This is a genomic window from Chthoniobacter sp. (assembly GCF_040003245.1).
In the GTDB taxonomy this organism is placed as follows: domain Bacteria; phylum Verrucomicrobiota; class Verrucomicrobiia; order Chthoniobacterales; family Chthoniobacteraceae; genus Chthoniobacter.
In genome coordinates this window covers 1-21,614 of sequence record NZ_JBDUCX010000106.1, presented here as the reverse complement: position 1 = coordinate 21,614, position 21,614 = coordinate 1, and the positions used below count along the sequence as shown (strand labels likewise).

Sequence of the window (21,614 nt, the reverse complement as noted above, 5' to 3'; positions counted from 1 at the left end):
TTCTCCTGGCTCTGCGCCTGCGGAGTTTCGTCGAACTGCACCGCGTTTTCGTCATACGCGTAGAAGGGCTCGAAGTGCTTCTTCAAGATCGAGGAAGCCTGCACGAGCGCGTCTTCGGGAGTCAGGCGGCCGTCGGTCCAGATCTCGAGCTCGAGCTTGTCGTAGTCGGTGCGCTGGCCCACGCGGGTATTGCCCACGGTGTACTTCACGCGGGTGACCGGCGAGAAGATGGAATCGATGGCGATGACGCCGATCGGCTGGTCGGCATGCTTGTTCTCGTCGCCCGTGGCGAACCCGCGGCCGACCTTGACTTCGAGTTCGGCCTCGAACTTCGTCTTCTTGTCGAGCGTGCAGATGAGCTGGTCCTTGTTCAGGACTTCGCACTGCGCGGAATCTTCGATGTCGCCGGCGGTGACTGGGCCTTCCTTGTTCACCGAAATGGTCAGGTTGCGGATCTCGTGATCGTTGGCCTTGAACTTGATTTTCTTCAAATTGAGGACGATGTCCGTCACGTCTTCGACGACGTGCGGCAGGGTCTGGAATTCATGTTGCGCGCCGGTGATTTTCACGGACGTGATGGCCGCACCCTCGAGGGAGGAGAGCAGCACGCGGCGGAGCGAGTTACCGACGGTATTGCCATAGCCAGCCTCGAAGGGCTCGGCGATGAACTTGGCGTAGGTATCAGAGCGGGTCGACTCGTCCTTGACGAGCGACTTCGGCATTTCGAAACGACCTAAACGGATAGGCATATTTTGGATTTAGGAAGGAAGATTTGGGATTTAGGAAGTGACGACGCCACGAGACACGGGGCCAACTTCTTACTTCTTACTTTCTACTTCTCTTTATTGGAATTCACCGGGTTACCCCTGGCGCGATAGCGGCGAATCATGAGGACTCGCCACCCAGGGACCAACGGTGCGTCTTATTTCTTATTACGCGCGTGGGGCGGGAAAGAAAGACGGGTTCCCCCCACTTGTAAACCAAAATCTTTTACCCTGTGATCAGGCGGTGCGCGGCGCGCGGCGACGGCCCCGGAAAACGCCCGCGCCGACCACCAGTCCTGCTCCCATGAGAACAGCCGATCCCGGCTCGGGCGCACTGACGACGGTCGCAGGCGACCAAGTGATCAGGTCCTTCTGGGAGCCATTGTAAGCGAGGGTGGTCTGGAAAACGAACGATGGGGAAAACGGCTGGGAGGGCGTTAGATCGTAGTAATTCTCCTCTGGCGGGCCGAAGCCATGCCCGCCGTAGGGACCGAGATACTGCACGCTGTTGCTATCGACCATCAGGATGGTGGCGTTGATGTCAAGCAGGCTGAAAGTAACGCTGGAGGGGCCTCCGCCGGGGATATTCGTGAGCGTCACCGAGCCGTCGTAATAGATGCCGCCGGGCGCGTAATATCCGGGGGTGTAGATATTGCCGTCACCGTCCTCGACTGTGAAAATGCCGGAGCCCACGGTGCCATTGGCGCCCGTGCCGGTAATCTCCAGTTGCACGAGAGCCGCGCGGGCCGCACCGGAGATGAGGCAGAGGGCGAGAACGAGAGTGGTGAACCGGAATGTCTGGGGGATGGTCATGGGGTGGCCGCGGCGTGGTGGCTTGCTCCTGGTGGTGAATTCTCCAAGGCTCCGCAGGCTTTCGGGCAAAAGTGCCTCTGCGCCAAGCTCAAACTCCCCAAGCTGGGAGATGCGAACGGAAATTTCTCTCTATGCCACAGGCGGCGCAGTGCCCTAAGAACGAGCCCCGCCGCAAGGTAGTCGCAGCGTCCCCAAAAATCCTCCTGCATGAAATCTCCCCTCCCCGTCCTCGCTCTCCTCCTCGCCCTCACGTTCAGCGCCCACGCCGCCCCCACTCTCCGCGCCGGCGCCGCGGCGAGCGACATCACGCCAAAGGAGTTCCCGATCAACATGCCCGGCGGCTTCAGCGCCAACCCGGCCCAAAGCGCGCACGATCCCCTGCACGCCCGCGTCCTGGTGCTCGACGACGGCACGACGACCGTCGTCATGGGCGTGGTCGATAATCTCGGCGCCGGTCCCGACGTGCTCGATGAAGCCAAGGAGATCGCTTCGCAAAAAACCGGCATCCCGAAGGATCATATGCTCGTGAGCTCGACGCACAGCCACAGCGCCGCCGCACTCAGCAACCGCGCCGGTCCCGCGCCGGTGGTCGCCTATCACAAGGTCTTCGTCGATGGCCTCGCCGACGCCATCATCCGCGCCCACGCCGCGCTGCGTCCCGCAGCCGTCGGCGCTGCGGCCGATCCACTGCCCGACGAAGTCTTCAACCGCCGCTGGTTCCTCAAGCCCGGCAAGATGCCGCTCAATCCCTTCGGCAAAATGGATCAGGTGAAGATGAACCCCGGCACCAGCCCCGACGTCCTCGATCATCCCGCCGGCCCCACCGATCCCGATATCACCGTCATCTCCGTGCAGGACTTGAAGCGCAAACCCATCGCGCTCTTCGCCAACTACTGCCTGCACTACGTGGGCGGCATCCCGCCCGCGCAAATCTCCGCCGACTACTACGGCGAGTTCGCCCGCCTCATGCCGTCGCGCGTGCACGGCGATGAAAACTTCGTCGCCATGATGTCCAACGGCACCTCCGGTGATATCAATAACATCCCTTTCGGCATCACCCGCCCACCGCGCGAGCCCTTCGAGCAAATCCGCATCGTCGCCGGCAAAGCCGCCGACACCGCCTGGCGCGCGCAGCAAAAAATCGGGAAACACCAAAGCGACGTCCGCCTCGGCATGCTCCAGCGTGAGATCACGCTCAAGTATCGCCGCCCCTCCGCTGAAGACATCGCCGACGCCAAAGCCATCCTCGCCATCAAGGACCCAGCGGCGATCGAGAAACTCCCGCGCCTCGCCGTCGACTACGCCCGCCGCACCGTCGGCGCCGCCGAGCGCGCCGAGGACACCGTCACCGTCCAGCTCCAGGCCATCCGCATCGGCGACCTCGCCGTGTGCGGCATCCCGTTCGAGACCTTCGTCGAAACCGGTCTTGATCTCAAAAAGCGCAGCCCGTTTTCGCAAACCATGGTCATCGGCCTGGCCAACGGCCGCCACGGCTACCTCCCCACCCCCGAGCAACACAAACTCGGCGGCTACGAAACCTGGCTCGGCACGAACCTCGTGCAGGAAGACACGTCGGTGATCCTGACCAACAACTTGCTCGAGATGCTGGCGGAGTTGCGGAAGGAGTAGGGGCGCGCCAGCGACCCCCCAAGCCGTCATTCTGAGCTTGCGAAGAACCTCTGCTATCGCTCTGGCATCTTGCGCCGGGCGCCATCACCAGCGCTGCACCATCTTCTTGCCGTGCGGCTGAAGAAAGGCAGATTTCAGAGGTCCTTCGCAAGCTCAGGATGACGGCGTTTTTTTTGAGCCTGCCGCCTTGCCATCACCCCCACCGCAGCCGCTCCCCCCGGCTCAGCTCGACGCCATTCTGCGCCAGCCGCTGCTGCACCTCCGCGATGTGCTCCCGATCCCGCGTCTCCACGGTACACAGCACATGCACACGCGAAAGATCCGGCCCCGCAAACGTCCGGTTATGCACGATCTCCGTGACATTCGCCCCGGCCTCCGCGAGCACGCCGGAAAGATGCGCGAGCCCACCCGGCCGATCGCTGATCAGCGCATCGAAACGATAGATCCGTCCATCCGCCGCCAGCCCGCGCTCGATCACCCGGCTATGCGCCAGCGGATCGATGTTACCGCCCGTGAGCAGCAACACCACGCGCTTCCCGCGCAACTCCGGCAGCCCACCACCCAGCAACGCCGCCAATCCGGCGGCGCCCGCGCCTTCGATGATGCACTTCTCCAGCTCCGCCAGCCGCAACATCGCCAGCGCCAGCGCTTCCTCGCCCACCTGCACCATGCGCGAAACCAGCGGACGCGCGATAGCCAGCGTATGTTGCCCTGCCTCCGCAACAGCGAGCCCATCGGCCAGCGTAAATCGAGTCGCCACGCGCACCGGCGCTTCCGCCGCGAGCCCGGCGGCAAAGCACGCCGCATTCGCCGGCTCCACACCGATGATTTCCAAATCCGGCTTGAGCGCGCGGAGCACCGTCGCCATCCCCGCCAACAATCCGCCGCCACCCACCGGCACAAGGATCGCCTCCGCATCCGGCACTTGCTCGAGGATTTCAAACGCCAGCGTCCCCTGCCCCGCGATCACCTGCGGGTCATCAAACGGATGCACATAAGTCAGCGCGCGTTCCTCCGCCAGCCGCCCCGCTTCACAACGCGCTTCATCAAAAGTATCGCCATGCAACACCACCGTCGCGCCGAACTGCCGGCAGCGCGCCACCTTCACCAGCGGCGCAAACCGCGGCATCACCACCGTCACCGGCACGCCGAGCAACCGCCCATGCCACGCCAGTCCCAGCGCATGATTCCCCGCCGACGCCGCGATCACCCCCAGCCGTGCCTGCTCCGGCGAAAGCTGCGCCAGCGCATTGCGCGCCCCGCGTTCCTTGAAACTCCCGGTCCGCTGCAAATGCTCCTGCTTGCAGAAAACGCGCGCTCCCGTCAGCTCGCTCAACGCCGCCGACTCCCCACAAGGCGTCCGCGCCACCGACCCATTGATGCGCAAACGCGCCGCCACGATTTCGGACAGCGAGACGGCGGAAGGCGATTCGACGACGGTGGAGACAGGTGCGGTTTCAGCGAGGGTATTCATTGGGACATGTGGACAAACAAAAAGCCCTGAGCGGTAAACTCAGGGCTTCAGAGATTTGAGAGTTGCGGTGATTCAGCGCGCGTCTATCCCTGCCCCGAGTGGGACTCAATAATGATCGCGATGATCATAATGGAGGTGGCAGAGAAGTGACGCATGTGAGGCTGGTAGTTTCTCCACAAACGGCGGAATGTCAACCGGTCAAAGGCCGAACCACGCTGCCTCCCACTCCATGAGATCCCTTCGCGTCATTCTCTGCCTCCTCCTGGCGCTCCTCTCCGGCACCATCGCCGCCGATCTCCCGCCCGCGCTGCCGGAAGTCATTCCGCTTTGGCCGGGCAACCCACCACGTTTCGCGGAAGGCGCGCCGCCAGAAACGGTGGACAAGGATTTCCACATTCGGAACGTGAGCGCGCCGACGCTTAGCATCTACTCACCACCGGCAGAAACGCGCAACGGGATGGCGATCATCGTTTGCCCGGGCGGCGGTTACGGGGCTCTGGATTGGCAGACGCACGTGGTCTATGCCGCGCGGGTCTTCAACGCCAAAGGAGTGACCGTCATCGGCCTCAAATACCGGCTCCGCCCACCTAACGGAAAAACCAACGAAGACATCCAGGCCATCACCTTGCTCGACGCCCAACGCGCCCTGCGCTTGGTCCGACTGCGAGCCAGCGAATGGAACCTCGACCCCCATCGCATCGGCATCGCCGGTTATTCCGCCGGCGCCAATCTCTCCCTGAATCTCACCGCGCATTTCGACTCCGGCAACCCCGCCTCCGCCGACCCCATCGAGCGCCAAAGCTGCCGCCCCGATTTTTCCGTCGGCCTGGCCACCTGGCACTGGAGACAAAAAGAATCCCCCTTCCACTTCGGCAAAGACACCCCACCCGTCTTCCTCGTTCACGCCACCAACGACGGCCTCACCGGCGGCGCGCCCATCGAACTCCCCCGCGCCATCCAAGCCGACCTCAAACAGTTAGGCACCCCCGTCCACCTGGAAGTCTTCAACCAAGGCGGCCACGGCGTCGGCAACCTCATCCCCCAACGCGTCCAAAACGGCTTCCCTCCGGCCAAATGGCCGGACCTGCTCCTCCAGTGGCTCGACGCCAATCTTGCACCGACCGGCCAGCCTTGGAAACCGTGAAGTAATTCACGCCTCACTTCACGGTGTCATCCTGAGCGAAGTCGAAGGACCCCGTCGAACAACCAGCAGTATCGCTGGTCGAGCGACGGGGTTTGCCCCACAGTCCCATAGGCGTCTCGCTTCGCTCGGCTTTCGACTGCGTTACACTCCGCTCCCAAAGAACCTACCTGTAAGTGGTTGAAAATCAGCCGATGAAATTTTAATCAAGTTGGCCTAATTTTGCGCCTTTTTGGGACGAGGTTCATGCCCGATAAACAATCCCGCGAAGCGGCTTCCGGGTCTCAGAATGACACGCGAGGAGAGGGTTCACTATTAGACGGTCCCAATTCGACACCAGCCGAGCCCAAACCCAGCATCAGTGTGCGGCCCTTAGTAGATGCACCTGTCAGGCTCGCCAATCTTGCCGGCCTTACATTTGGGACATTGATCGCCGACATGCAGCGTTTCGACGATAGAGCCGGACTTGCCGCAAGTCACGCAAGAGAGATGACGAAGATCTTCCTCGAGAAAGAAGAGGAAAACTGCCGAATCCTTTGAGGCTCGATTCTGGCTGACCGTGAGAAAGGCGCCGGTGGCTTGGTATTCCTCGCGCTTCCGACGTTTCACATAAACGCCACGAAAGAGCTTCAGCCGCTCTCCGGGGATCGCCCCCCACCGCGAAACTCCCTCTCCGGCGAAATAGGCAGTCGCGCATTCCCGGCAAACGAGCGACTCGCCAGCCTGATGATGTGACCAGCCGCTCTGAAACTCGAAGTCACAAGATGAACAGGTAAAGATCTCACCGAACATAGTTGGTGAGTCCAACGATGTTCAGCGTCTCAACGATGACAAGAAAGAAGCGAATAGCCTTCGGCGCGCGCTCCAAGTTGAACTCGAGAGTGCCATTATAAGGACAGAGTCGAGAGGCGAATGGCGAGTTGTGGCTGGGTCTCTGTCCAACACTTTTTGATTGACATTTCACCCATCTCATGCGACGCTGTTTGCGGACGAGGAGGAGGAAGGGTTAGCGGTGGTTACGGCGGAATGATGGAGGAGAGACGTTGAAGGGCGAAACGCTATGACATGGACCAATTCATTGAACCTGAAACCGCGCAGGCGGGATGGCGAAACCATCCCCGTTCCGCTGGCCACGTACGAGATCTCGCGGGCGATTTACAGGGAACCGGCTAGTTCCGGCCAGTTCCGACCCATGAATTCAAAGTGCCAAGAGCCAAGTAACGGGAGCCAAGTGGCGTTATCCCGCAGGCGTGGGAGCAGAACAGAATCGCCTACTGGTTCCAGGCGCCGGTTTACAGAGAGCTCCGAGAAGTTCCGACTAGTTCCGACCCATGAATGCGGAAAGTGCCAAGAGCCAAGTGGCGTCATCCCGCAGACGGGGAGCGCACGGTTATCTACGGGTTCCCAACGTCCGTTTACAGAGACTTCCGAGAAGTTCCGACCAGTTCCGGCCTATGAATGACACGTCTGAAAACGGGATGAATTGGCAAACTGGCAGAGGCGGACTCCCCATTCGCGTTCATTCGTGTCCATTCGCGGTTCCTTCTTCCACTCGCTGGTTACGAGGTCTGACAGAGGAATTCAACCCTTCCACGCATCCCCGCCTACAAAGGCAATTCAAGCCGAATCAAGGTAAATCAAGCCAACTCAGGCCTCGGAATTTTTTGATGACCACCCCGCCTGACCTTCCCTTTCTTCAGTGTGATCGTCTCGAATCGTGGTCAATCGTGCCTAATCGTGCCTCCATTTTTACGCTGGTAGGGACGCCGCGCCGTCGGCGTCCTCGGAAAGACGGTGGATTCTTTCGCAATCACACGGACTTCACCACTGGTCGTGGTGCGAGGACGGCGCGGCGCGCCATCCCTACCGCACCATCGCCATTCCTTACCTCAATATTTCGTGAACACCGCCTACGCGATGGGGGCCTGGTCAGGGGCGGGGGCGGGTTCGGTCTTGGAGATGGCGGCTTTGGCGACGCGGGCGATGTAGTTCAGCGCGCAGAGGCCGGCGATGACGCCGACGCCGATGAGCACGTACTCGCCGGGATGGTGCGGGCGGGCGGTGCCGGTGGCGGCGGCCAGGCCCTCGTGGGCGCTCGCGCCGACCCAGACGAAGAAGCAATTCGCCGGGATGATGGCGAGGAAGGTGGCGATGGTGTAGGGCCGGAAACCGATGGCGGTGAGGCCGTAGCAGTAATTGGCCAGGCCGAAGGGCATGGGGCAGAGGCGCAGGAGGGCGATGATCTTCCCGCCTTCGCGGCCGATGGCGGCGTCGATGAGGCGGAACTTCTCGTGGTGCGCGAGGTAGCGGGTGACGGCGGTGCGCGCCACATAGCGGGCGATCAGGAAATTGACGATCGCACCGACGTTCGTGCCGATGGTGATGGCGAGCACGCCTTTCCAGAAACCGAAGATCGCGCCGGCGGCGACGGCGAAGACGGCGAGCGGAACGAAGGCCATCTGCAAGACGACGAGCGCGACCGCGAAGCCGAACACGCCGAGCCAGCCGAGTTGCTGGAGCGTGTCGTGCCACTGGTCGAGGCGGGAGAGCAAATCGTGAAGCAGTGCGGACATGGGGAGCGCGTTATTTGCCAGAAGTCGCGGACATTGCAATGCGAGGGACGCAAAATTCTTCTCCTTGGCCGGGTCACCCGCCTATGTTCGATCGCATGCTGAAGTTCCCCGCCCGCTGGTTGTCGCTGCTCGCCCTCATGTCGAGCCTGCACACCGCGCCCGCGAAAGCCCCGGCGAAAGCGACCCCAGCGCCCGCGAAAGCCACACCGGCTCCCGTGAAGGCCCCGTCCAAGGCTGCGCCGGCGCCGGTGAAGGCCGCGGTGAAACCGGAGGTGGTGGGATTCTGGCGGTTCGAGCGGGACGTGAAACCGGAAGGGCGGGGCGCGTCCTTCGGGCCAGCGAAGCGGCTCGGGGATGGCGTCTATTTTTTCAACCAGGATGTGCCCGGCCCGTTCATTTACGATCCGCTGCAAAAACTCTCGTATCCGAATAGCACGAGCCTGAGCTTTCAATCCGACGACCAGCACAACGACGCGCTGGAGGTGGCGATGAACGCGGCGAAGACCGGACTGGCGGGCCAGAGCGTGACGCTCGAGCTTTTCTGCAAGCCGAGCGGAGAGTGGGACGGCGCGCTGGCCATGAAATCGCGGCTGAACGACGCGGCGGCGGAATGGGGACTCGAGGCCCGTTATTCCGCAGAGCAGAAGCAGGATTTTCTGCATGGCTTTTTCACACCACCCGGCGGGGCGACGGAGCATTTCCGCGGCGGGCGTTACGGCACGAGCGCGCAGGTGCGCAGCGAGAGCCCGGACTGGCGGCACATGGCCTATGTCTACGACGCGGCGGCGAAGACGCTCTCCTGTTACATCGACTATTACCAGGCGAAGACCGTGGCGCTGCCCGGCGAGATGAAGTGGGACGCGGGCTCGCTCTACATCGGCGGCGGCCCGGGGAAATCGAGCTTCGGCGGCAAGATCGATGAGGTGCGGCTGACCAAGGGCGCGCTGCGGCCCTCGCAATTCCTGCGCGCGCGGCGCGATCCCGTAGCCGGGGTGAGCTTCGAGAGCGTGGAGACTCTGCTCCCACGCGATTGCGGCTACGTCGATTTAAAGGAGTGCTTCGGCGCGCTCGGCGATGGGAAGACGGATGACACCGGCGCATTTCGCGAGGCGTTTCGCGTGCTGTCGAACCAGCCCGCGCTCGATCACAACACGCTCTACATTCCACCGGGGACTTATCTCGTGACCGATATGCTGGCGAGCGGGCGTTCGCTGAGTGTGCTCGGCGCCGGGGCGGAGAAGACGGTGATCAAGCTGCGCGACAAGTGCACCGGATTTCTCCAGGCCGCCGATGCACGCGCCGTCTGGCAGGTGGACAGTGCCTCCGCGCCAGAATTCACCGGTGTCTGGACAGACAGCGCGGCGGGCATCTCCATCGGCCATCTCACGATCGACACCGGCAAGGGAAACATCGGCGCGAAGGGACTGGAAGTGCTCTCGAGCCTCCTGCAGCGGCTCGACGATTTGCAGATTCGCAGCGGCGATGGCGCGGGACTCGCCGGGCTCGAGCTGGCGCCGAAAACCGGCGGCGCGGGCCTGGTGAAGAATGTGCACATCAAGGGTTTTGACTATGGCGTGCTGGCGAGCGGGGCGGAATCGACGATGACACTCGAGCAGCTCACGCTCGAGGGGCAGCGCCTCGGCGGGATCAAGAATGCGGGTGCGATCCTCGCGATTCACCAGCTCACGAGTACGAGCGAGGCGACGGCCATCATGAGCATGGGCGGTGGTTCGATGGTGACCCTGCTCGATTCCACGCTGAAGGGCGGCAGCAAGGACCTGGCGGCGATCCACAGCGAAGGCGCGCTGTGCGCGTTGCGCGTGGAGACCGCGGGCTACCGGCCGGCCATCCGCAAGCGGGAGCTGGTGGAGGAAAAGACCATGGAGTGGAAGGAAACGACGATCGTCGGCCCGAAGATCGATGAATACATCGGCGATCAGGTCGTGGCGCGACGCGGCGCGCCGGCAACTCCGCTGAATCTCCCGATCGAAAATACGCCGGAAGTGCCCTGGGGCGACATCCACAAGGATTGGGTGAACGTGTTGAGGTTTGCGGACAAGAAGTCTGGCGATGATTGGGCGCCGGCCATCCAGGCGGCCATCGATTCCGGAGCGAAGACCGTCTATTTCCCGCCGGATACCTACGAGGTGCACGGGCCGGTGCATGTGCATGGAAAAATCGAGCGCCTTTTCGGAATGCACAGCCGCATCGCCCTCGGCGGCGATCCGGTCTCGGAAGAACCGGCGGTGATTTTCGACGAACCCGGAGCGAAGCGGGTCGTCGTGATCGAGTTCCTGGACATGGACGGGCTACGCCATGCTTCCCCCGCCACCCTGGTCCTCAAGAGCACCTGCCCGGGGCACTACGACAATGCGGAGAAATGCGGCAAGCTGTTCATGGAGGACGTCGAGGGGGCGGATTTTCTCTTCAGCCAGCCGCAATCGGTGTGGGTGCGCCAGTGGAACGGCGAGAAGCACGGGATCTTCAGCCATGGCGCCACGATCTGGTGCCTCGGGCTCAGCGGCGGCGGCGAGAGCGGCGTCCTTTCGAGCGAAGCCGGGGCCAGCACGGAGATCTTCGGGGCGTTGGTCCGCCCGGTCGGCGACATGGCGGGAGATCGGCCTTTCTTCACGAATACCAACTCCCGGTTCTCCGTGATCTATGGCACCAATGCCAGCGACCCTCCTCACACCCTGCAAATCGTCGACGTCCAGGGTGGCGACTCGAAGCCGCTCGGCCACACCAGCCTCCGGTGGGTCGGCAGCCGGGGACGAATGGATCTCTTCAGGAGCGATGCGGCGGCACCGCCGGCGGGCCACTAATCCCGGACAAACGCCAGGCGCAGGATCAATATCCAGTCGGCGAGACGCGTCTGGATGGGCCGATAGCTCACGCGGTGCGCGCGAATGGTCCGGGGGGCAAATTCCACCGTGCTATGCACATACATCATCAGAAGCGTGCACAGGACCGGGAAGCTTAGGATCATCAAGGCAGGTGATAAAGGCCAGTCAGCAATCATGACGCGCAGCATTAGCAGTTCGAATGCCTACCAGTGTAAGTCGCTTATTTTCAACGGGCGGGCATCCGCAGGAGGGTCGAAATCCGTTCCTTTAGCGCATGGAATTGTCCAAAAAGCACCACTGGCTGGCTTTGTTTGTCCTGATTTTCGCCACTTTCGGGCTCAGCGCGTTCGGAACATTGGCCGTGACGAGTTCCCTGTCCGTTTGGTACCCCTCGCTGGCCAAGCCCTCTTGGAATCCGCCCAGCGCGGTCTTTGGTCCCGTATGGACCGTGCTCTATTTGATGATGGCGGTCGCAGCATGGCTGGTCTGGCGCCGCGGCTCCGAGGCCGAGGTCGTTCCCGCCATGACGGCCTACTTTGGACAGTTGGTGTTGAACATTCTGTGGTCGTTGATCTTCTTCGGCCTGAAAGCTCCGGGCTGGGCAGTCTTCGACATCGTCGTCCTCTGGGTCGCCATCATCGTAGCCATCGCGCAATTTGGGAAAGTCTCGCGAATCGCAGCGTGGTTGCTCGTGCCCTACCTGGCGTGGGTCACCTTCGCCTCGCTGCTGAATATCACGATCTGGCGGATGAACGGTTAGCGCGGATCAGACGGAGCTTTAGCCACCCCGGCCTCCCAGAAGACAGACGGGGGAACAACGCAGAGACGCAGAGGCGCAGAGGAAAGGCAGAAAAAAGGACCACGGATGACACGGATTTTCAAAGCCACCCGCCATCCCATATCCATCCGCGTTATCCGTCCCATCCTTCGTCAAAATCTCCATCTCCCGTTTCATGTTTCCTCTCTCCCTCCGCGTTCTCTGCGCCTCCGCGTCTCCGCGTTTCAATCATCCAACCTTGCTCATTGATCGACCGAAAACGGCCCTAACGCCCCGCGCGAGCCAGGGCGGCCACACGGGAGTACTGGGCACGGAAATGGTCGGCCAGTTCCTTGGCCAATTGCACCTCGTGGATCTTGTCGCCGCTGAGCGCTTCCCGAATCCGCCCGTTGGCGGCCGCGTAGTCGATGACACTCACGTCCTCGAAGGTCTGCATGGCTTCCGCCGGGAATTGGGCGGCTTGCAGCGCGCTCCAGGCATCCTGCAATTCCTCGTGGGAGTCGATGCACATCACGCGGAAGATGAAGGCGGTCTGCCGGAAGAGCGGAGTTGTCCATTGGTCGTGATAGGCGAATGTCCGCGCGAGTTCATAGGGATTCACCTCGGGATCGGAGCGCAGCGGGCGATACTCCGGGGCGTACAATGCCGGCAGCACCGGCAGCCGACGAAGCGCGAAGTGCCTCGGCCCACCCGGCGCGCCGATCTTCCAGTTCCAGAGCTTCTGGCCTTCGGGCGACAGGACGAAAGCGATGAACTCCTTCGCCAGTTCCGGGTTCGGCGCACCGCGATACAGGCCGATGGGATCGACCCCATAGGACGTGCCGCCCTCCGCATTCACATATTGCAGCCGCGAAGTGCCGTCGGGCCGGCGCACCGCTTCGCTTTGGAAGCGCCCGAAGAAATCGATCGTCATGCCCGCCGCCGCCTCGCCCGTCTCGACATCGAGGGAGATCTTCGCGGAGGCGTCGGTGAAATAGCGGGCATTCGCGCCGATCTTCATGAGCAGACGCATCGCCCGCAACCAGCCGGTGCGCACCGCCGCCTGCTCCTCCGGCGGAGTCAGCGTCCGCCCCGCGATCTCCTCCAGGATTTGCTGCTGGATCAGCATTTCGAAGGTGCGATTGACCGAACTACTCTGCGTCGGGTTGGCCAGCGCGACGGTCCGAAAATAACGCGGCTCGGCGAGATCGGCCCAGCGCTTCGGCGGGTCCGCGATGCCCAACCGAGCCAGCACTTCGGTATTGTAACAGATCCCGAAGGACGAGATGACCGTGCCCACCCAGCGCCCCTGCGGATCCCAATAGGGTTCACCGCTGACCACCTTCGGAATCTGCCCCGGCTGGTCGCCGAATATCCCGGGATGCGCCTTGAGAAACCCGCAGTCCACGAGGTGGCCTTTGGACGAAGCCTGCTGGAAATCGTAAGCGCCGCCCCCGAAGAAAAGGTCGAGCTTGCAGCCGACGCTGGAATCCAGGAATGCCCGACGGGCCTGCTGCTCGGGTGTGTCCTTCGCGGGATCGGAGCCCAGGACGACCTTGCGATTGCTGAAGCTGCTCTCCACCAGCTTGCTCCAGGGGCGGTGCAACGTCCCCTCCCAGTAGTTCTGGAACGAGCCGAGGTATTCGGAATCGACGTAGCGCCCGATCTCGCTGGTGCCACCGGGGACCCGCCAATCGACGTGCACCCGCTGGCCGTGCTTCGCCAGATACGATTCCTCGAAAGCGCGACCGAACTCCGAGCGGATGGATTCGTTATGAGGCGTGATGATGACGACCGACCGCTCGCCTGGACCGGAGAGAGAGGTGCCCTTGGGCCGCAGCAGGATGGGCCCGAATAGCACGCACAAGAGCGCGACGAGCAGGGGCAACTGGCGGCTCATGCGGATCAGCGGGGCAAGACGACCACGTCCTCCGGCGACACGCTGGCGAAGATGTCGCGGTCGGAGCCGTGGTCGACGAAGCGCGGATTGAGTTCGTAAATCTTGAGCGTCCCGCCGGGCGCGGCGAACTGGTACTGGGCCATCTCCCCGAGGTACGTACAGTCCCGGATTCGACCGGCCACCCCGTTGCTCGCGGGGGCGGTCGTGGTGAGTCGCCAGCTCTCCGGGCGGATGGAAAGGAGACACTCCTCGCCGGCCTTCGGCACGGTTGCATTGGCCGGGAGCGTGGCGGCGAAGATCCCCAGTTCCGTATCGATTATTGGCTGGTTATTCACAGCCCTCACCTGACCTTCAATAAAATTCGTTTCTCCCATAAAATCAGATACAAAACGTGATACTGGAGCGCGATACACATCTACAGGATTTCCTATCTGACGCACCTGACCGTTCTCCAAGAGGGCCATCCGGTCCGCAATGGACAGGGCCTCCTTTTGGTCGTGCGTCACGTAAATCGCGGTCAATCCGGACTCCTTGCAGATGCGCCGAATCTCGGTGCGCATCTCCAGCCGGAGCTTCGCGTCGAGGTTCGAAAGCGGCTCGTCCAGCAACAGGCAGCGCGGGCGGATGACCAGTGCCCGCGCCAGCGCCACCCGCTGTTGCTGCCCCCCGGAAAGCTCGTGAACCCGGCGCGCGCCATACCCCTCCATCCTCACCGAAGCCAGCGCCTCCTCGACCCGCCGGGTGATCTCCGGCCGGGGCAGCTTCCGCTCCTCGAGCCCGAAGGCCACGTTCTGCGCCACCGTGAAATGCGGCCAGAGCGCGTAACTTTGGAACATCATGCCGGTATTGCGCAGATGGGGTGGCTGGTGAGTGACTTCTTCCTCCCCGAAGAGGATCCTCCCCTCCTCCGGCACCAGGAAGCCGGCAATGCTCCGCAGCAGGGTCGTCTTGCCGCATCCGCTGGGGCCGAGCAGGAAGAAGATTTCGCCGGGTTCGATCTTCAAGTCGACGCGGTCCAGCGCCACGGTATCACCGAAGCGCTTGGTCACGTGGTCGATGGTCAGCGAAATCATGCGGGCAGACGCGGGCCAGTAGGCGGCGATGAACGGGATTTGTCGAACGGAAATCAGCGCGGCAGGTTCCCAGCGATTCAACAGTACGTATTCGCTCTTTTCTTCCGGGCTATTTCCATCCATCCATTATTCATGCGCTCGTTTTTCCCCCAGCTCGCGGCGTGCAGTCTCTGGCTGGCCGTGCCTGGCTTTCTCGGCGCAGCCGCACCCACACCCAAACCGGCTGCGACGCCGACGTCCCCTTCGCCAGTCACCCCGACACCAGCGCCGGAGCAGTTTGTCGGCAAGCTCACCCTCGTGCGCTACGACATGCCGCTGGCCTTCTCCGATGGCTTCGCACCGACCCACCAGAATGCAAAGCATAAGGACGGCGAGGAAGAAGTGGCCTGGCCAGACTTCACGCTCAACGGCCGGCCCATTTTCCGCGGCAAGAGCGAGGAGCAGCTTCCCCTCAAGTTGCACGCGGGCGCCGAGGCCAAATCGCCATTTCAATTACCGAGCGACGATCTCGTGCAGCCCGGCAACCACTGGCTGCGCGCGCTCGAGTGGCGCAAGGGCCTGCGCCATATCTACACCGCCGACGGCACGGCGCGTACCGCGAACGCCGGCGCGACGATGACGGGCCGCTATGAGCTGTGGCTCTTTCCCATTTTCATTCAAGGCGAAGGCGGACCGGTGGTGAAAAATGTGGAGGTCAAAGTCGGTAGCGCCACGATTTACAAGCAGGCCGGGCCATGGCGTTCACTCACCCTGCTCCTGCCCCAGAACGAAGCGAACAAGCCCTACATCCTCATCGTCGATGGCCGTGCACCGGTGAATTTCCAGGCAGGATTGCAGAAGGTGAAGCCCGGCGACCCGCGCGAGGTGGTCATTCCCGTGAATCTCATGATCCCGGGCGACGGCCAGAAGATCTCCGTGCGCAACCTGGCGAAGCCGGAGGAATTTCCCCACGCGAAGGAATGGGCCGCCGATCTCGCCGTGCTCGGCAAGCCGCTGCCGCCGACCGTGCCCTTCGATCGCGGCACCGGCGTGCATCGCTATCTCGGCGCGGAGGTGACCGTTTCCCCGCTGACGCTTTATGCCGCGGCGCTGCCGCACGGGATGAGCGGCGGCTTCTTCAAAAAGGGGACCGATCCGGAAGCCTTCGCGAAGATGGTCGCGGCGGAAAACTACGACACCATTTTCGAGCCGGTCACCGCCTTTCCCACCCCGACCGATGCGGAGAGCTTCGAAAAGCGCGCGGCGGCACTGGCCCGCAGCAACGTCCGGCTCGGGCTGCAATACGACAACAATTGGTCGCGGCCCGCCTTCCAGCATCCCAATCTCGCCATCTTCGCCCACACCCTGCCGGACTGGCATGCGCCGCTCTATCGCAGCCTGTCGCTCGCCACCCAGCGCTTCGCGCGGTTGCCAAATTTCGCCGGCATCTGCATCGGCGCGAACAACGCGGGTTACGCCTCCGATCTCTGGTCGGCGCTGCCCATTCCCGACCGGCCCTGGGGCGAAGCCATGATCTCCTTCTTCGGCTCGCCGCAGCCCCGCGTGCCGCGCGCAGCGAGCCTGGGTCCGCCCGAACTACCCTTCGAGCAGCCGGTGAAGACGGAGGTCGAGTTCACCAAATACGTCGATCGCTACGAGACGTCGTTTCGGCAGTACGGCTACTTCGCGGAGGCGGTGCGGGAAGTCAGCCCGCGCTTCGTCTTCACGACGGGTTCGTTTGGCAGCGCGCCGAGCGCCGGGGCGCGCGGCGGCTGGCCTTGGGCGAGCATTCCCGGGCGACCGATGAGCGAAGGATTGCCTATCCAGCAGGCCTACGATGCCAATGAATTGCACGCGGCCAAGCCTTTGCATTGCGTGGCCCTGGCCGACCGGCTGCCCAGCTACTTTCCGAAGAAGCCCACCTGGGGGCTGCTCGACAATCACTACTTCCTCTACGGACGCGAGGCCTGGCAGCGGGCCTGTGCGCTGCTGCTCACGCGCGGTGTGCAAGGGGTAGGCACGAACTTCCTCCCGCATCCCGATGGCGAGGGCGCCCATCCCGAGACCGTGGCGGCGCAAGCCGAGATGAACGCGTGGATGCGCAAGTACGGCGGTGTCTATGCCCGCACCGAGCCGACGGCCACTATCGGCATCTTCTACGGCCATCTGCAAGCGGTGCAGGACCGCGTGCTTACCGGAGAAAATCCCAGCCAGGAAGACCTGCTGCGCGGCTCGCATGAAGGCAAGGTTGCCGAGGCGCTCTTCCTTTGCCACGCGGCCGGTTGGCCGGCGCGCGTCATCACCTACCAGGAATTGCTCCGCGGTCCGCTGCCTGCCTCGATGAAGGCCATCCTGCTCGTTGGTCTCGACCAGACGGACGCCACGTGGAGCTGGGGCGCGGGACTCGAGCCGACCTTGCAAAAGTTCCTCGATCGCGGCGGGCGCATCCTAGCCGATGAAGATTCAGTCTGTCCTGTGCCCTGCACGAAGACCGGGATGAAAGTCGCCGCCTATGTCGCGCAATCGAATCTCGATCCGACTCCCCTGCTCTTCGCTCGCAACGCGGAGAACATCTCGAAGCTCTGTTCCGCGATGCACGACGTGCCGGCGCCGCTCGCCACGGCCGAGAGCCAGACGGTATGGCCCATCCCCACGACCTGCGTCGACACGCAGTACGTGACGGTCGTCAATCAAGCCTCGGCCGACGGTGAGGAGGCGAAGGAGCGTCTGTTGCCTGCCGATCCCAAGGCCACGAAGCCCGAGTTGTGGAAGTTCAAGGGCAACGCGAGCCTTTACGTGAAACCGCAGACCGGTGTGCTGAAATGGAACACCGACCGACCGATCTACGACGTGCGGCTCGGGCGCAAATTGACCGCGGAGGAAGCGGCGAAAGTCGATCTCACCCAGGACGGCTTCCGCTGGTACGCCCTGCCCCCGGGCGAAGTCACCAAACCGGAGATCACCGTGGACAAAGGCGTCTCCGGCTTCTACGAGGCGCACGTCACCATGCCCGGCGAAAAGCACATGGGCGGCGTGCCCGTGCAACTCACCGTCACCGGCCCGGCCGATACGGCCACGGTCTATGCCATCACCGAGTCCACCACGCGCCTCCCGTTGCGGGACGCGGACGATGGCGACTATACCGTCACCGTCACGGAACTGCTGACCGGCCTCTCCAAAACCGCGAAGGTGAGCAACCACGTCACCGCGACGATCAACTCGCGCGCGCAGGTCCAGGTGCGGGAGCAGGCGATCGTCACCAAGTTTGCCACGCGCAAGAAAGTGCCGCTGACCATCGCCCTCACGCCCGCGCAGGAGAGCGACAAGACGCTCGGCGCGCAGGTGCAGGCGCTCAAGGCTTACTACCAAAAAAAGGGGCGCGTCGTATTGGTGGGTTCGGTGAAGCTGGGTGGCGTGGTGGAAAGTCTCCAGCCGCTCCGCTCACCGCATCGTTATCCGCAATGGAAGACCGCGACCACGGACCTCGTGCTCTTCGGCACGCCGTCGAACAATCTTCTCCTCCTCGACCAGGCCCGCGGCGAAATCCTCCCGCGCAACTTCGCCCCGCCGGGGCCCACGGAAGCGGCGCTGCTCTACACGCGCTCGCCCTTCGTCGGGGAATGCGATGCGCTGGATATCATTGCGACGGACAATGCGGGCATCACCGCGGCGGTGCAGAAGCTGGTCAGCACACCGTGAATTGAACCGCCGAGGCGCAGAGGCGCGGAGGTGAAGAGATTCGCCGGTGACATCTTCTTCTCCGTCACGCTCGCTGTCTCCTTGGTCCGCGCGGCATAGGCTGACGGCGAAGGCTCGTTCTCCCTCCGCGTCTCAGCGCCGCGGCGGTAAATTTGCATTCACCGTTCACTGCGTCAGCGCCTTGGCCTTTTCCAGCAGGCTCAGGAATTCCGTGCGATAACCACTGGCGTCCGGACCCAGGCCTTCGTGCGCCCATTCGGAGACGGACGCCCAGGTGGTCTGTCCGCGATAGTTGGAATCGCGCAGGAGCATGCCGTAGCCGGCCACGGCGGCGGCGAAGCGGAAGTCGGGCGAGCTCTTTTCCCAAGCAGTGCCGGCATCGGTGAGTGGGAACTCAAGAAGCTTGCTCTTGTCGCCATCGGGGGCCTTGTAGCGCAGCTTGAGGGTGAGCAATTCTTTGCGCACGGCAGCAGGCAGGCCAGGCGTTCCGGGGACAGATTTGGTGACCGTCACCTCGTTCTGGATAGACTTATCCGCGGCCACAGTCTGGCGAACGTCCTCCTCCTTTTTCGGACTGAGCACCGGCTTCTCCACCGGCACTGCCCTGGGCTGCGGCGCAGGTTGCCGTTCCCCCTCCGACCCCGCCGTTTCCGATTTTGGCTGTGCCGCGGCGCCGCCCGCCGCAGGCGTGGCTGGCAAAGGTGCTTCCGGCGTCGGGTTCGATGGCTTCTCCGCATCCTTAGGCGACGCGGGCTCGGGTGCCGGGGGCACATCCTTCGCGGGAGCCTCGCCCGGCAGCGGTTGATACTTCAACTTGTCCACCATCGCGAGTTGTGAGGTCTCCTGGCCGGCGGGGACGATTTCATAAAGCGCGGTGACCGTATGGCCCGCGCCGATTTCGCCGGCGTCCTTCTTGTCGTTATTGAAGTCTTCCTTCGCGAGCAGCCGCTTTTCGTAGCCGACGAGGCGATACGCGCCGACCTGGGCGGGGTTGAATTCCACCTGGATCTTCACGTCCTTGGCGATGGTCACGAGCGTGCTGCTGAGCTGCTCGACGAAGACCTTCTTCGCCTCGACCAGTGTGTCGATGTAGGCGTAGTTGCCATTGCCGCGATCGGCGAGTTTCACGAGCATGGAGTCGTTGAGATTGTCCATGCCGAAGCCCAGCGCGGTGAGGAAGACCCCGCTCTTCGCCTTCTGCGCGATCATCTCCAGCAGGCTGTCCTGGTTGGTGATGCCCACGTTCCAGTCGCCGTCGGTGGCGAGGATCACGCGGTTCGTGCCGCCCTTGATGAAGCTCCGCTCCGCGATCTGATAGGCGAGCTGGATGCCGCTGGCGCCATTGGTCGAGCCACCCGCCTCGAGCCGGCCGATGGCCTCGCGCATCTTCGCCCGGTCGTGCGTGGGTTCGAGCACGCAGCCGCTATTGCCCGCATAGACGACGATCGCCACCTGGTCCTGCTCGCGGAGCTGATCGATGAGCAGGCCGAGGCTCTGCTTCAAGAGCGGGAGCTTGATCGGCATCTTCATCGAGCCGGAGACATCGATGAGGAAGACGAGGTTGCTCGGCGGACGCTGGTCCTTCGGGATTTCGCGGCCTTTCAAGCCGATGCGCACCAGCCGATGCTCCGGCGCCCACGGGCACGCCGCCACTTCCATCGTCGCGGAGAAAGGCACATCACCTTTCGGCTGCGGGTAATCGTAGGTGAAGTAATTGAGCAGTTCCTCGATCCGAACCGCGCCGCCGGGCGGACGTTGGTTCTCATTCAACATCCGCCGCACGATGGCATAGCTCGCGGTGTCCACATCGATGCTGAAGGTGGAGAGCGGAGTTTCACGGACCGGGAGAAAGGCGTTCTCCGCAATTTTGTCGAAGGAAGAGCTGCCCGGCACCGTGGGAGTGAACGCGTAGCCGTCGGTCGCGTGCTCGAAATTCCCGGGAATGGGGGAGGGCGAGTTGAATCTGCGGATCGGGCGAGCCCAAGCCAATTCCGACTTGGCCGCATCTGCTCGCGTCTCGTTATAGGCAATCCCAAACTGCCCTGCCTCTTTGGCGACGGACAACGGCGCAGCGGCAGGAGCGGCAGGAGCCGGAGTTGCAGCGATTCCGGACTTCACACTGCCAATATTCAAGGTGGCGGCGGATTGGTTTGGAGCGACCTGCAGGGTGCCGCCCGAGATCGTCGTCGTACCGGCATAACCGTTCGTCCCAGCCAGCCTCAAAGTTCCCAGCGTCTCTGCTGGAAGGAGAGGAGGAACCTGCACCGCGTTGGCGTCCAGATCGCTTTTTGATTTATCCACCGACAGATCCCCGAGTTGCACGGATGGGGTATCGGTCGCCGTCGTCGTGATCGCCGCGATCGCCGTCGCCGGAGAAGGCGCTTTCGCTTCCGGGTCGGTGAAGGAGGGATCCGCGACGACCAACCCCACTTCCGGGAGATCCTTCCCCACCACGGCCGTTTTCAGCGACATGTTGCTGGGCACCTGGAGCGACTGATGGATCAGGGTGATGGAAATGCCCACGACCACACAGGCGGCCAGCGCCGCCAACACGTTCGCCCGGCGGCGGGGAAAGGGCACCACTTTCGACACCGGCTCCGGCGAACCGACGGCCTGGAGCACTGCAGCCCGTTGTTCTTCCTGGAGGGCGGCGGCAGTTTCGCCGGGCAACTCGGCGCGCAGGCGGGCGGCGAGGGCCTGCGTTTCCGCGGCCTCGGCGGCGGCGGTGGGGTCGCTGGCCAGCAGCGCTTCGATCTCGGCGCGTTCGGCGGGCGTAAGGTCTTCGAGTTCGCCCAAGGCGTGGGCAGTGAATTTCGGGTCGTCGGCGTTCATAGGACGGAGCGGGAAAGGTCAAAGTCTTCCGGCGCCTGCTCCCGGAGCAGTTCGCGGAGTTTCTTCAGGCCGGTGTGGAGGAGAAAGCCGACGTTGGTCACGCTGAGCTGCGTGACGTCGGCGATCTCGCGGTAGGA

General features: G+C 63.1%; 13 protein-coding genes and 3 pseudogenes. 5 read left to right on the top strand and 11 right to left on the bottom strand.

The window, feature by feature from the left end; all coding sequences use genetic code 11:
- Both ABJF10_RS15780 and ABJF10_RS15775 read right to left on the bottom strand, forming a co-directional pair.
- The coding region (locus tag ABJF10_RS15780) for a DNA-directed RNA polymerase subunit alpha (RefSeq protein ID WP_348545548.1) at nucleotides 1–749 on the bottom strand (749 nt) is incomplete at its 3' end.
- Between the two features lie 252 nt (nucleotides 750–1,001).
- On the bottom strand, nucleotides 1,002–1,577 hold the full coding sequence (locus tag ABJF10_RS15775) for a PEP-CTERM sorting domain-containing protein (protein WP_348545547.1): 576 nt from the start codon (nucleotides 1,575–1,577) through the stop codon (nucleotides 1,002–1,004).
- 207 nt (nucleotides 1,578–1,784) lie between these two features.
- On the opposite strand from ABJF10_RS15775, the gene ABJF10_RS15770 reads away from it, so the two are divergent.
- A complete protein-coding gene (locus ABJF10_RS15770) occupies nucleotides 1,785–3,206 on the top strand; it encodes a hypothetical protein (protein ID WP_348545546.1) in 1,422 nt (473 codons plus the stop codon).
- 193 nt (nucleotides 3,207–3,399) lie between these two features.
- On the opposite strand, the gene ilvA is transcribed toward ABJF10_RS15770, so the two are convergent.
- Nucleotides 3,400–4,680, bottom strand: a complete 1,281-nt coding sequence (gene ilvA, locus ABJF10_RS15765) for a threonine ammonia-lyase (RefSeq protein WP_348545545.1) — start codon at nucleotides 4,678–4,680, stop codon at nucleotides 3,400–3,402.
- Nucleotides 4,681–4,909: 229 nt separating this feature from the next.
- Between ilvA and ABJF10_RS15760 the strand changes: the two genes are divergently transcribed.
- A complete protein-coding gene (locus ABJF10_RS15760; RefSeq protein WP_348545544.1) occupies nucleotides 4,910–5,824 on the top strand; it encodes an alpha/beta hydrolase in 915 nt (304 codons plus the stop codon).
- Between the two features lie 369 nt (nucleotides 5,825–6,193).
- Here ABJF10_RS15760 and ABJF10_RS15755 read toward each other — a convergent pair whose 3' ends face one another.
- Both ABJF10_RS15755 and ABJF10_RS15750 read right to left on the bottom strand, forming a co-directional pair.
- Nucleotides 6,194–6,613, bottom strand: a complete 420-nt coding sequence (locus ABJF10_RS15755; RefSeq protein ID WP_348545543.1) for a hypothetical protein — start codon at nucleotides 6,611–6,613, stop codon at nucleotides 6,194–6,196.
- A gap of 1,118 nt (nucleotides 6,614–7,731) precedes the next feature.
- Nucleotides 7,732–8,394, bottom strand: a complete 663-nt coding sequence (locus tag ABJF10_RS15750; protein ID WP_348545542.1) for a TVP38/TMEM64 family protein — start codon at nucleotides 8,392–8,394, stop codon at nucleotides 7,732–7,734.
- Nucleotides 8,395–8,489: 95 nt separating this feature from the next.
- On the opposite strand from ABJF10_RS15750, the gene ABJF10_RS15745 reads away from it, so the two are divergent.
- The gene (locus ABJF10_RS15745) at nucleotides 8,490–11,216 is read left to right on the top strand and encodes a glycosyl hydrolase family 28-related protein (protein ID WP_348545541.1); all 2,727 of its coding nucleotides are present in this window, start codon (nucleotides 8,490–8,492) and stop codon (nucleotides 11,214–11,216) included.
- Here ABJF10_RS15745 and ABJF10_RS15740 read toward each other — a convergent pair.
- Nucleotides 11,213–11,380, bottom strand: coding sequence for a hypothetical protein (locus ABJF10_RS15740; protein WP_348545540.1), 168 nt, complete (start codon nucleotides 11,378–11,380; stop codon nucleotides 11,213–11,215). The two genes, ABJF10_RS15745 and ABJF10_RS15740, sit on opposite strands and share 4 nt — an antisense overlap.
- Before the next feature lie 131 nt (nucleotides 11,381–11,511).
- Between ABJF10_RS15740 and ABJF10_RS15735 the strand changes: the two genes are divergently transcribed.
- A complete protein-coding gene (locus ABJF10_RS15735; protein WP_348545539.1) occupies nucleotides 11,512–11,997 on the top strand; it encodes a TspO/MBR family protein in 486 nt (161 codons plus the stop codon).
- A 283-nt stretch (nucleotides 11,998–12,280) separates the two neighbouring features.
- Here the strand turns inward: ABJF10_RS15735 and ABJF10_RS15730 are convergent, their stop codons facing one another.
- Together ABJF10_RS15730 and ABJF10_RS15725 are read right to left on the bottom strand one after the other, a co-directional pair.
- Complete coding sequence (locus tag ABJF10_RS15730) at nucleotides 12,281–13,894, bottom strand: extracellular solute-binding protein (protein WP_348545538.1); 1,614 nt, start codon at nucleotides 13,892–13,894, stop codon at nucleotides 12,281–12,283.
- A 5-nt stretch (nucleotides 13,895–13,899) separates the two neighbouring features.
- Entirely contained in the window at nucleotides 13,900–14,943 is a 1,044-nt protein-coding gene (locus tag ABJF10_RS15725; RefSeq protein ID WP_348545537.1) for an ABC transporter ATP-binding protein, read from the bottom strand.
- Nucleotides 14,944–15,099: 156 nt separating this feature from the next.
- On the opposite strand from ABJF10_RS15725, the gene ABJF10_RS15720 reads away from it, so the two are divergent.
- Nucleotides 15,100–18,645: a hypothetical protein gene (locus ABJF10_RS15720; RefSeq protein ID WP_348545536.1), complete on the top strand. Its 3,546-nt coding sequence runs from the start codon at nucleotides 15,100–15,102 to the stop codon at nucleotides 18,643–18,645.
- 165 nt (nucleotides 18,646–18,810) lie between these two features.
- Here the strand turns inward: ABJF10_RS15720 and ABJF10_RS15715 are convergent.
- From ABJF10_RS15715 to ABJF10_RS15705, 3 pseudogenes are all read right to left on the bottom strand, one after another.
- A pseudogene (locus ABJF10_RS15715) lies at nucleotides 18,811–19,101 on the bottom strand (YfbK domain-containing protein); the annotation flags it as partial.
- Nucleotides 19,102–19,446: 345 nt separating this feature from the next.
- A pseudogene (locus tag ABJF10_RS15710) lies at nucleotides 19,447–20,589 on the bottom strand (VWA domain-containing protein); the annotation flags it as partial.
- A 222-nt stretch (nucleotides 20,590–20,811) separates the two neighbouring features.
- A pseudogene (locus ABJF10_RS15705) lies at nucleotides 20,812–21,117 on the bottom strand (autotransporter-associated beta strand repeat-containing protein); the annotation flags it as partial.
- Nucleotides 21,118–21,614: the final 497 nt, after the last annotated feature.

Excerpts from the sequence above, each read along its gene's own strand:
- ABJF10_RS15750 (WP_348545542.1), bottom strand. The coding sequence starts at position 8,394 with ATGTCCGCACTGCTTCACGATTTGCTCTCCCGCCTCGACCAGTGGCAC.
- ABJF10_RS15775 (WP_348545547.1), bottom strand. The coding sequence starts at position 1,577 with ATGACCATCCCCCAGACATTCCGGTTCACCACTCTCGTTCTCGCCCTC.
- ABJF10_RS15740 (WP_348545540.1), bottom strand. The coding sequence starts at position 11,380 with ATGATCCTAAGCTTCCCGGTCCTGTGCACGCTTCTGATGATGTATGTG.
- ABJF10_RS15745 (WP_348545541.1), top strand. The coding sequence starts at position 8,490 with ATGCTGAAGTTCCCCGCCCGCTGGTTGTCGCTGCTCGCCCTCATGTCG.
- ABJF10_RS15755 (WP_348545543.1), bottom strand. The coding sequence starts at position 6,613 with ATGTTCGGTGAGATCTTTACCTGTTCATCTTGTGACTTCGAGTTTCAG.
- ABJF10_RS15760 (WP_348545544.1), top strand. The coding sequence starts at position 4,910 with ATGAGATCCCTTCGCGTCATTCTCTGCCTCCTCCTGGCGCTCCTCTCC.
- ABJF10_RS15770 (WP_348545546.1), top strand. The coding sequence starts at position 1,785 with ATGAAATCTCCCCTCCCCGTCCTCGCTCTCCTCCTCGCCCTCACGTTC.
- ABJF10_RS15720 (WP_348545536.1), top strand. The coding sequence starts at position 15,100 with ATGCGCTCGTTTTTCCCCCAGCTCGCGGCGTGCAGTCTCTGGCTGGCC.
- ilvA (WP_348545545.1), bottom strand. The coding sequence starts at position 4,680 with ATGAATACCCTCGCTGAAACCGCACCTGTCTCCACCGTCGTCGAATCG.
- ABJF10_RS15730 (WP_348545538.1), bottom strand. The coding sequence starts at position 13,894 with ATGAGCCGCCAGTTGCCCCTGCTCGTCGCGCTCTTGTGCGTGCTATTC.
- ABJF10_RS15735 (WP_348545539.1), top strand. The coding sequence starts at position 11,512 with ATGGAATTGTCCAAAAAGCACCACTGGCTGGCTTTGTTTGTCCTGATT.